General features: G+C 48.3%; 5 protein-coding genes. 2 read left to right on the forward strand and 3 right to left on the reverse strand.

What is annotated here, in order from left to right; translation table 11 throughout:
* Positions 1–1534 (forward strand): FapA family protein (locus OEM52_10285; protein ID MDK9700519.1); only part of this gene is annotated, 1534 nt, incomplete at its 5' end.
* 67 nt (positions 1535–1601) lie between these two features.
* Here the strand turns inward: OEM52_10285 and OEM52_10290 are convergent.
* The 3 genes from OEM52_10290 to OEM52_10300 form a co-directional block, all read right to left on the reverse strand.
* The gene (locus OEM52_10290) at positions 1602–5939 is read right to left on the reverse strand and encodes a T9SS type A sorting domain-containing protein (GenBank protein ID MDK9700520.1); all 4338 of its coding nucleotides are present in this window, start codon (positions 5937–5939) and stop codon (positions 1602–1604) included.
* A gap of 500 nt (positions 5940–6439) precedes the next feature.
* Positions 6440–9679, reverse strand: a complete 3240-nt coding sequence (locus tag OEM52_10295; GenBank protein MDK9700521.1) for a T9SS type A sorting domain-containing protein — start codon at positions 9677–9679, stop codon at positions 6440–6442.
* Positions 9680–10068: 389 nt separating this feature from the next.
* On the reverse strand, positions 10069–10881 hold the full coding sequence (locus tag OEM52_10300) for a class I SAM-dependent methyltransferase (GenBank protein MDK9700522.1): 813 nt from the start codon (positions 10879–10881) through the stop codon (positions 10069–10071).
* 218 nt (positions 10882–11099) lie between these two features.
* Between OEM52_10300 and OEM52_10305 the strand changes: the two genes are divergently transcribed.
* Positions 11100–11374: redoxin domain-containing protein (locus OEM52_10305; protein MDK9700523.1), on the forward strand; the 275-nt coding region annotated here is incomplete at its 3' end.

Genomic DNA, 11374 nt, shown 5'->3' on the forward strand with positions numbered 1-11374 from the left:
CACAAAAGTTGACCGGATCGAACAAGCCGACGGCTTTCAAGCAGTTTTTCGCATGTACCGGATTCCCATCGAGCGCGGTGAGCCCCTGATTCGCTTTCTGCCGGCAATTGGTCCCGATGGGTTTGAGTATCCTGAAATGTCTGCTGAAGTAGACATTTTTTTGCTTGACGGTTTTGAACAGTTGATTGCTGCAGGCAAAGTTATCGACATTGCGTTGAATGCCGGGATACAGAAACGGTATTTGAATTTCGATGCTTGTCATGACTACACAAAACAGTGTATTGCCGAGCGGAAAGCGATTCGCGGCGCAGTTGTCGCATCTGGAAAGTTTCCCGACCCCGGTGCCGATGCTGTGGTGGAATTCTTCTTTCCCGCCGAACCGGAACCTGGTCAATTAGACCGCTACTATTCATCACGACGAATCTCAAATGGAAGTTACATCTGTCGGAAAACCCACCCGAAACAAGGAAAGAACCCCGGTTATAACGTCAAAGGCGAAATGATTCGTCCGGCAACCGGTATGGATGTCGAACTTATTGCCGGCGATGGAGCAGAAGTTACTCCATTGAGTTGGTCGGTTACCGCGACCCGTGATGGCGTAGTGGAGATTCATCGCAAGAATCGTCGGATAATTACCGCCAGCGGCGAAAAGATTGTTCCAGTCGAAATCCACATAGCAGTGCGTCCGATCCGTGTAATTGAAAGCGAGAGCCGCTTAAGCGTATCGACCGACGATGCAATAGAGATCCGTGGTAATCTTACCATTGGTAGTGAGATTGTCAGCTCGAGCGATATTTATGTCCGTGGCTCGGTCGACGAAGGATCTTACTTGCGCTCGAAATCGGATATTCATGTCCGTGGTGAAGTGCGTGGAAGTATCCTAACCAGCGATAAAAATGTGTTAGTTCGCGGTAATGTTAGCCGTTCCGAGATTTCGGCTCAGGAAAACGTTATCATCGAAGGAGCGGTGAATAAATCGCAGCTATCAGGCGACCGGGTTACTGCCGATTCTGCTTTTGGTACGCGAATTGTCGCAAATCATTCGGTAACATTAAAAAATATCGATTCCGACGAAGACCGCGTCATCAGTTCTATTGTAGTGGGAATGAGGGATTTTTATCAGGCGCGGATCGACGAAAACACCAGATTCATCGAAAAGGCAATTGAAACTCTCACGCAGTTAACCGATTTGTTTGGCGAAGAAACAGTCGAACGCGTCGCTATGAATACAATCCAGATTTATTTTATCAAACATATCGCAACTTTGAAGCATCGACCCGGTTGGGAGCCGCTCGACCGCAATGAGTTAACAAATCGCCGCAAACTACTGGAAGCGGTTCCATTAACGAAAATTGCGCTTAACGCGCGTAGAAAAGAGAATATGGAGTTGAAAGCGCGATTGGAAAGCTCACAACAGGAGGGCGAAGCCTTAGTCACGGTTACCGAGCGCATTGGCGCTGGAACGCAGCTATCAATCGGCGGAAACCGGCAGAAAATCGAAACACCTCAGGTAGGAAGATCGACATTTCATTAGAATGAACGGCAAGAAAAAAAACAGGGTGGGCAATTTGCCCACCCTGTCTCATATCCGATAGTTGTGCCTACTTAGCAACCACCATCTTGCGGACTGCGTAGAAATCGTTCACGCGGATCTGATAGAAATAAACCCCTGCGGAAAGCTTCGTTGCATCAAACGAGATGCGATAGCTGTTCGCCGGGTAGTTTCCATTGACCAAGGTGGCAACTTCACGACCGGTAATGTCAAATACCTTTAAGGTAACAAGACCGGCTTCCTTCACTGCATAACGAATTTCCGTCGTTGGATTGAACGGATTCGGCATATTCTGCTCGAGTGCATACTCGGTCGGAACAACACCGCGGGCACCCGCCGCCGGAGTCGCATTGACTACGATCGGATGAAGCGCTTCAATACCATTCAAATCGACATCGGCGATCCGGTAGTAATAGGTCACACCATTCTGAACACGGGTATCGACATATCGATAACTGTGCGTCGTTTGGTTGTTACCCATTCCTTCCACCACACCAACTAATTCACCGCGGTCTGCCGCATTCAACGAACGATAGACGCGGAAGAAGTCGTTATTGGTTTCCGTTTCAGTACGCCAGTTTAATATAACTTGTTGATCGGCGGGAGATGCCGTGAACGCACTCAGCTCAACTGGCAAGATTCCGCCATTCCCTAACGACCACAGCGAGAAATGGTTCAAATTACGAATTAGCATTTCATAAACACCACCACCTAAATCGAAAATAGTACCGGCGACTTTGGTCCAAGTTGTACCGCCGTCGTTTGAGTAAGCTGCTTCAATCGGTGGCACCGCTGTCATCGGGTCGGTGATACCAGCCGGCAAGTCGTCGATGGTAAAGCGTAACCGCAATGAGGCATCTTCAAAGTTCTCAGTAGAAGCTTGAATGTCCCAGAATCGGCGGATCGTATTATCAATCGGTAAATCAGCTGGATAAGACGCCGGAAGTTCATACATCACTGTTACAGTGACCGTACCGGGGTTCGTGTTAGCGCCGCCCTGAGCCGGGAAGTTCACAACCACTGGAGGTAAGCCACCGGTTTCAGGATCAGCTGGCGGTGTAAATACGTATGGAGCGGGGCTGCCTTCGCCATTCGGATTGTTACCGACAACTTCACTCTGAGTACGGGCATCAATAACGATGTTATCCAGGAAGATATCGGGACCGTAACGGTTGATTCCTTCAAACTTCACGAGTACCTGCGATTGTCCTGATGTACTTGCCGGCAACAGTAGTGTCGTATCGCGCCAGCCAGTGGGGTTGTTGTTATCGGTGGTACGCGATGCAAGTCCGGCATAACCTTCATAGAAGATTTCCGACCAAGTCACACCATTATCCGGGCTAACCCAAACGCGAAGTGAATCGCGATAGGACGAGTTATACAGATAACTCCACTCAAATGTTACTTCTCCCGTAGCAACGTTGGAGAAGTCCATCGGCGGACTAATCAAGTAGTCGGATTGCGGATAACTGTTGTATGACCAGAAGTTGATGCGAGCGCTCTTGTTCGCAAGGTAAGTATGCGAAACCCAAGTCTTGTTCGCATCAGGGTTGACAATTGACCAATCAGCCGGTGGCCAACTCGCGCCTTCAAAATTCTGGGTGACCGGTAGTGCAACATTGTTCAAGGTCGTTCCCGACGCGGAAGCCGAGAAAACGGTCTCAACAAGGTTCGCATTACGGGCAACCACTGCAAACTCATAGGCCGTGTTTGCTGTCAAACTGTTCACTACAGCAGTTCCCCACGTCGCAAGCGTCTGCCAAATGGGGCTTGAACCTAACGTGCCAGTAGCCTGCACCCACGTACCAGTCGTAACGCAATGGATTGCGTAAGTCGTAGCTGCCGGATTTGGATTCGTCGGATGGTTGGCGGGAGTTACGGAAATGGAAGTAACGCCAGGCGTTCCGACCACCGGAGTACCCGGAACCGATGCCAATGTCATATTCGCTGCTGTCGCAAAACCGCTCGAATAGAACAATTCATCGACGCCCATCGTCTTACCATTATTATCCTCGGTAAGATTACGCCAGTAACCCTTTGCCGCTTTCATCGCAACCGGCACTTGTTCGATAATCTTCTTTCCGTCTTTACCGGTTGTAATCGAGGTTTCGTAAACCGGAACGGCTTCGGAAGTTTCGATCCATTCACTGCGAATGATACCGGTATTGCCTTTGCCGCCATTCTTCATAATGGTGTTATCATTTATCGCGTAAACACGAACGGCGTAGGTAGTGTTCGGGGTTAATCCGGTAATAGTTACGTTGTAAGCATCACCGGTACCGGGAATCGTCGTGGAGGCTGTTTGCGCCGCATACGGAGCGACCGTAGGATCGAATCCACCGCCAAATGCGCCTTCTGCTACATACACGTTGAAGAAGTCTTCATTCGTTGAATTATCGACCCAACCGACATCAAAGAATGTCGTTCCGAGATTGGCAGTAGAACCGGTATTCGGACCGTTGGGGGCGTCCGGAGCTACCGTTGTGAACATCATTACATCGCTGGTAAAATCAGACCGGCTCGCATAATGATGTACAGTATACCAATAGTAGGTCATTCCCGGAGCCAATGTCGGAACGTAGCTTGAGCCGACTTGCGCTAATGCACCAACAGACGGCGGATTGCTCGTTCCATAATAAACATCAAACGTAGTTTGACCCGGGGCATTCCAACTGAAGGTAGTCGATCCGGGATCCAAATTCACCGCACCATTTGCAGGTGCGTAGCCATAGGGATCCGGTGGCGTAGTTAGTACTTGAATTTCGGTGTTGGCTGCAACAGTACCACCGCCGTATAGGGCGTTAATCGTAGCGGTTGAGTTTGTAACAAGATTCAAGTAAGTCTGACCGGTCGACGTCGCATGATTGACAAAGCCAACCCGTGGACCAGAGATGTAATTAGAAAGTGTTGCATAACCGGTCGGGAACAAATTGTAACGGAAAGTTACTCCACCGGTCGTATGATTCAACACACATTGGAACTGGTAGTTAGTACCGGCTGACCAGTTATAATTCATCCAGTTATACCAAGTAAAAGTCGTGGTATGGTTCACTGCATCGTACTTCGTGAAAATCTGCGCGCCTACCGGGCGGGCAGCCGTTCCACCCATATCCCGACCCCACACGTTAATCCCACGTAACACAGTGGAGTAGGTCATTGGGTTTAATGTGCTGGCGAACACGATATTTCCATTGGTTCCGATACCAACCGTGGCACCATTGGGAACGGTATAGTTACAGAATGGGAACGCTTCCGGCATCGTGAAGGTAAATAGACCGTCATCGGTTGTGCCTGACAACAGTGTGTACGAGATTTCGGTATGACCGTTCGCTACCGGGTCATCCCATTGATATGCGATGGGTGCCGGTACTTGTTGTGTTGTATAAATGTAATCGTAGAACAACGCTACGGAAGTGGTTCTTGTTGCCGTGCGAAAAATACCGGGATCATTGGCAGATGTTGCAGTGATAACAAACGCATCAGAGTTACCAACGAGAGCATCGCCCGGTGATGTAACTTTCACGTAGGCATTGAAAATCTGACCACTAACTAAGTCATCAGCGCTCGAGATTGCTGAACCGTTGATTGCATCGTAAATGCCGGTAGTCCACGCATTACCTGACAGCGATAAACTGTAGCTATCGGTTTGGAGACCAGCATTGGCCACAGAAATTTGGTACCATGCATTCGCACCGGCACTAATACTTTGATTTGCTGTTATCGGTGTTACCTCGACGTCATAAGGTAACGGACCATGGATACGAATATTCGCCCGGCTAGTCGTTGTAAACATCGCTGTGGTTGCAAGAACCGCCGATGTCGTACTGGTGTAGTACCGGGTCATGTTGGTTGGCGAAGTAGAAGTATATCGCCAGTTTAAGGTAGCCGGACCTGCGGATGTACGCAAAAACCGCGTCAACACCAAGAGATTTTCGCCGGATTCCGTGTTGTAAGGAAAATTAGTCTGGTTAAACACAAAGGATTGATAACCGGTGGTCGCGTTGTACTGCTGTGTTGTCGAAGAGTACACAAGAGTCGCACCAGTCAAATAAGTTCCCCAGTTTTCAGCGGTTGCTAAATTCGCCCGGGTGGTAGTGGCTAACCATATTTCAAGCGCGCAGTTTCCAGTGTAACCGCTGCCGGAATAAATATCCCAGTCCAACCGATCAATTTCGTTGTTGAAATGGTTGCCACCGTTATTCGCTTGAATTTCCGCGGCGGTCAAAATCGTCGCGTTCGCTTGATGGTAGGTGGTACTCGTTTGGATGTAACCGGGACCCGTTAGCGTAGTGCCTAACGCACTTGCCGGGTTTCCGATTACAACCGTTTGTGCAAATGCTGACGCAGCAAACGCCAGTATCAGCAAGATCAGATACAATTTCTTCATACCGTACTCCTTGAGTAGGTTGTTTGGATTACAGATTGATAAGTGATTTCAGAAACCTGATTCGAGAGCGTGCAAGGTGTAGTCAGTCAAGTTTCGCTGGTAATGAAACTTTTAGGTTATCCACAGATAAAAGTCATAACTCACTTCAACGGAGTCAACCGTCGAGCTTTTCCGAAGATGTGTGTATGATTATAGCTATGTCAAGAAGAAATGAGGAATTTCGATTTTTCTTTCACGACTTGCACACTGTTCATCGCTGGCAGATTGCCTTTCGATTTGTTGGAATGAATCGAGAAACGGGCAAGAATGATTAGAAACAATAGCACTTTTCGCGTTTTTTGTTCCTTTTCTGAGTACAGTCGGTTTATGAACCATAGGTAAATCGTTACGAATAGGAGTATTACCTCCAAGAGTGAGAACGGTTGTTTTGCCTATAAACAAAACAGGCGGACTCGCGTCCGCCTGTTTCATCGATTTGGATTTAACCAAAAACTTGCGACTTACTTGGCAACCACCATTTTACGTACCGAGTAGTAATCATTCACCCGAAGTTGATAGAAGTAGACTCCGGTTGAAAGTGTTGCAGCGTCGAAAGTGATTTCGTAGGAATTTGCCGGTTGGTGACCATTCACCAATGTCGCAACTTCACGACCTGTCACATCAAAGACCTTCAACGAAACCAATCCAGCGTCCTTGACTGCATAACGAATCGCAGTGGTTGGGTTGAATGGATTCGGGAAGTTTTGTTCCAAGGCATATTCCGTTGGGATACGGCCGTTTGCATTGGCAGTCGGGGTTGCATCCACGATGGTCGGGTGCAATGCTTCGATGCCGTTCAAATCAACGTCGGCAAGACGATAATAATAGGTGACACCATTAACGACCCGACTATCGACGAAACGATAGTTATGGGCGGTTTGGTTGTTACCCATACCGTCTACCACACCAATCAATTCACCGCGAACATCGGCACTTTCCGAACGATAAATGCGGAAGAAGTCGTTGTTGGTTTCCGATTCGGTGCGCCAATTCAATGTCACTTGACGATCCGCCACAGCAGCGGTAAATGCACTGAGTTCCACCGGCAACACGCCGCCATTACCCAATGACCAAAGCGAGAAGTGGTTCAAGCCGGTGATGAGCATTTCATAAACGCCACCGCCTAAATCCAATATGGTACCCGCGACGCGAATCCATGTATTGCCGCCATCGATGGAATATGCCGCTTCAATCGGGGGAGCAGCAGTTAATGGATCGACAATTCCGGCGGGAAGATCGGCGAGTGTAAAGCGCAACCGAAGTGTTGCGTTCTCAAAATTCTCGCTTGATGCTTGGATATCCCAGAATCGGTGGATTGTATTCGCCATCGGCATCTCTGCCAAGTTGTGATCCGGTAACTCGTGCAAGACGTTTACCGTAACTGCACCGGGATTGCCATTGGCACCGGTTTGTTCCGGGAACGAAATCACAACAGGCGGTAAATCGCCCGTTTGGGGATCCGCCGGAGGCGTAAAGGTAAACGGTTGTTGGCTACCTTCCCCATTTGGATTGTTCCCAATGGCGGCTGTTTCGTACACCTTCACCAATATACTGTCGATGTAATCGTCATCGCCGTAATCATTGTAAGACACAAAGCGAATACGGACATCAGACTGATGCGCAGCTTCCGGCGGTAAAAATGCCGAACGCCATACCGGATCGTCAGCAGATTGTGAGGTCGTGCGCGTTACCATGGTAGCGCCGCCGTCATTCCAAATCACAAACGGCCACGTTGAGCCGCCGTCGATTGATACTTCGACGCGAAGCGAATCGGCATAGCCCGGATAAATGTTATAGCTCTGTAAGAACGTCAATTCGGCAGATGAAACAGTCGCCATCGAGAAAGAAGGCGAGTTCAAGTAGTCGAGTTGACCATTGACATTGTAAGAATAATGCGGTACGCCAGCCCAGTTATTGCCTGCGAAGTTGTACAATGCCCAAGTCAAACCGGCATCGGGGTTGGTAACTGACCAGCCAAACGCGCCGGTCTCAAAATCTTCAAACAACAAGCCGGGGCTTTCCAACGTCGAACCATCGGCAGTGCTGGAGAATCCTGTCACAACACCAGCGCCGTTTTTCGCTTGGGTAACAAAAGTATATGTGGTTAATGGATCGAGACCACCCACCGTGACGACACCCCAAGTTGCGAGGGTCTGCCAACCGGCATTGCCTTCGATATCTAACGTTCCACCGGTCGTAACCCACATACCGGTCGTAATCTCTTTGATCCCATACACAGTGTTGTCCGGATTGGGATCACCACCATTGTTGTTTGGCGTAACGTCCAATGAACCACGGGTTGGATTGTCTACAACCGGAGCGTCAGGTGTATTCGCCAATGTCCAACCATTAGCGGCGGCAAATCCGGTTGACGTTCCACCAGGACCAGTCGCATAAACGCGCGCCCAGTAGTGGGTATTCACTGCCAATCCATTCAATGTCAATGCGTAAGAACCGGTGCCAGCTTGCGCTGGGAGATCAGCTGCAAACACGAAATCAGTGCCATTGAGTGAAGTGTGAAGCGGGAAAACGGTTTCGTCTTCGGAGTTGTCGACAAAACTACCCGTTAAACTGCTCGTCGTTGCACCAGTAATTGCACCGGCGGTCGGTGCATTTGGGGCTGCTCCAGCCGCAGTAGTAAAATGCCAAATCGGACCTGGATTGGTGGAGGCACCATTACTGGCAACGATTTGCCAATAGTAATCGGTAAGTGGAGATAAGTTTTCGACAATAGAGAAACTTGTTCCCGCTTGATCGTCAGACCGTAATATTGTCGGCGTGGCGTCGGTACCAAAATAAACATCGTACATCGTTGCGCCATTAGCGGCATTCCAACCTAACACACAGTTGTTAATGGCAATACCGGTTGCATCATGCGACGGCGACGGATTGCTCGGCTGACCTAATGTGTAGTAGTAAATCGCGGTACCAATGCCAGCGGTTCCGCCATAAGGCAGATTAATCGAACCATTGGCATTCTTGATTCCAACCAAGCCCGGGGTCGTTGCTGCCGTACCGGCAATGTTCCGGTACTGAATTTTTACTCCGCCATCAGCATATAGAATCACTTGTGCGGAAATTCGGTTCGCCGTCGCAGAACCGGAGTAAATCTGTAAACTGTCGTACGTGATAACGAATCGGGTCGGACTGGATAAGGTCTCGTACCGCACGACCGTACCACCACGACCGGCATGCATATCGCGGGTCCAGAAGTTTACCGAAGTTGTGGGAAGTGAACCGGACATGGAAAATCCGCTCCATCCCGTAGAAGCGGCACCAAACGTGATGAAGCCGTTTGTATGAGCGTAGGTCGAAGTATAGTTTGTTCCGTAGAAACTGAAGGTGAATCCAATCGGAACGTTGGTATTGCCATCGTCGGCATCGCCAAAGGTAACATTGGTCGCAGCACCGGAAGGCGTTTCCCACGCATACACAGCACCACTGGCTTGATCAACATAACGATAACCAAAGCCATCGGGACCGCCGGTTAAATCAACATGGGAAACCCCAGTCGAACCGATCGGGCGCGAGATATTTGTTTGGTTGAAAAAGCCGTCTTTTTCGGCTGGTGTTATCGTTTCTCCGTTCGCGATACGATTGCTAATCGAACTCAGCTCTGCTTTACTGAGTGGAGCGGCAAAAGCGACACTGGCAAACAAACTAACAACCAGCATTATGAGTACACTGGAACGAATTGTCATATCTTCTCCTGTTTTTTCTAACGACAAAAGCGTAAGAAGTCACACAAACAACCTTGCATGGGATTTCCCATGCAGATTTGAGTTGTGAAATTATACTGGATTGTACGGGAAATAGTGTATCGTTGCAAGGAGTAATTATTCATTTGCAAAAATAGTTCTTTCCCAAACACGCCATTTATGTATTCTCCGTCACAATATCTATCAAACATTCCAACATAACTTTCGATAGAATTACCAATCATACAAATTGATGCAAGATTGGATTTGGATTGCTTACCATCACTCTGTGAGTCAATCCCGTTTTTCTGTTGATATAGCTACTGTGTAGCCTCTAAAAATATCACTCTATTTGCTTTTTGTGAATATTCCGGCCTGTGTGCAATTCAAAACTATTCGTTAGTAACTTTAAATCGTCCGAGATAGACTTTGGTATCGTACTGCAATTCTATTTCACCATTATCAGAATGGTCTGAAAAGTCAATCGCTAATTGCTTGAGCAGTGGCTCTAATAGTGGATCTCCGGGAAGCGGTACATAGCTTGAAGAAAGTATCCTGCCGACCAAACCATCCCAGTTGAGGGTTTGCCGATATGGGAGCTGAAAATAACGATATGGTGCGGCTTTGTTGTTGCTTGGTTGAGACTCGCTCAATTGGAAAAATTCTCGTAAAGTTCCTTCGTCAATATGACGGTGATCGACATTCTGATACTCGGGAGCAAAATTATGGAGTAACCGTTCATAGGCTTCCAAAAAGGGAGTGCCTGCTCCCCGCCGCTCATTCCAGACTAATGCAATCCATCCACTCGGTTTGAGAATTCGTTGCCATTCCGTTTTGGTTTTCTCAAGATCGAACCAGTGAAACGCTTGTCCAGCAAGAATCATGTCGACTGAGTTCGTCGGTAATGTCGTCGCTTCGGCAGTTCCTTTCACTGGAACATACAACTGACGATACTCTGCCAGGTATGCAACACTCGCGTTTCTCATCGCATCGTTCGGTTCCACCCCGATTACTTTATTGCGATTCGCAAGCAATAACTCAGCCGAAAACCCTGTGCCAACACCGATGTCAGCGATAACCCATTGTGCGGTGAGATTGATTTCGATTTGTAGTCGCGGTATCATTTCCGACGGGTAATGAGGTCGATACTTCAAGTAATTATCAACTCGCGAACTAAACCGCTCGGTGGGTGGCAAATTGTACATCGTAAGTACTTCCTTATCGTCTCGTGTTTACTAAGTTGTGGTACGTTCAAGTCAATCACCAAATGTAGTTACATGCAAAGTATATCCGATAATTCGTGATTACTCTTACACTAAACATTCCGGGCAAATCACTCGTATATTCTGGTAATAAGTACCAGTGATGTACCACCTGTTGGTATCACTGAAACAAACCATTTACTGAAAGGAGAATTCTTTACATGTCCGATAACTGCTGCTGCTCCGATGAAATGTACGAAGTACTGACCGTTGGAAGTGACGTTCCCGATTTCAAAGTCGATACGTTCAATCCAGCTACCGGCGAATTTGGCGAATTTGATTACGCAAGGATCCGCGCCGAAAAAAAATGGTTAATCGTATTCTTTTATCCGGGTGACTTCACATTTGTCTGCTCGACCGAGTTAACCGCTTTGGGCGAACAGTACGACCGTTTGAAGTCGATGGGCGCGGAAGTCCTCGCCGTCAGCACCGACGG

The sequence above is a fragment of the bacterium genome (genome assembly GCA_030247525.1).
Classification (GTDB): Bacteria; Electryoneota; JAOADG01; order JAOADG01; family JAOADG01; genus JAOTSC01.